At 48.7% G+C, this 634-nt stretch carries 1 protein-coding gene; it reads right to left on the reverse strand.

The features are described from left to right. A partial coding sequence (mutL, locus tag R8N47_RS23850; RefSeq protein WP_318185930.1) for a DNA mismatch repair endonuclease MutL occupies nt 1–634 on the reverse strand: 634 nt, incomplete at both ends.

Below are 634 nucleotides of genomic sequence, written 5' to 3' on the forward strand. Positions count from 1 at the left end.
TCATGTACCAATCTTGCTTGGTGGAAACGCACTTCATGCTTCGCTGGATGAACGTTCACGTCCACCTGATGCGGGTCTAGCTCGATGAACAACACATAAGCGGCAAATTGATCCGGCTTTAAGCTCATTTCGTAACTTTGACGAATCGCATGATTGATCAGTTTGTCCCGCATCATGCGGCCATTCACGTAACAATACTGCAAATCGCTTTGCTGACGAGCCCCATCCGGGGTGGTGATCCAACCATGTAACTTGAGACCTTGATGCTCAAGCTCAATACGAAGCATATTACGCACAAATGCATTACCACACACCGCCGCTATACGCTTTTCGGTTTGCAGTTGATTCTTAGCCGCACGGTACTGGCGGATCACTTTGCCGTTATGACGAACGTTGATCGAGACATCAAAGCGGCTCAGTGCAATGCGTTTTAACAGCTCGTCAATGTGAGCAAATTCCGTTTTTTCGGTACGCAGAACCTTACGGCGTGCAGGAGTATTGAAAAACAAATCCAGCACTTCAACCGTGGTACCAATGGGATGGGCAGCAGGCTGCAATTTGACCTGCATATCACGCCCTTCCGAATATGCACTCCACGCTTCTTCTTGCGCAGCTGGGCGAGAGGTTAATGTAA

The sequence above is a fragment of the Vibrio sp. 2132-1 genome (assembly GCF_033344315.1).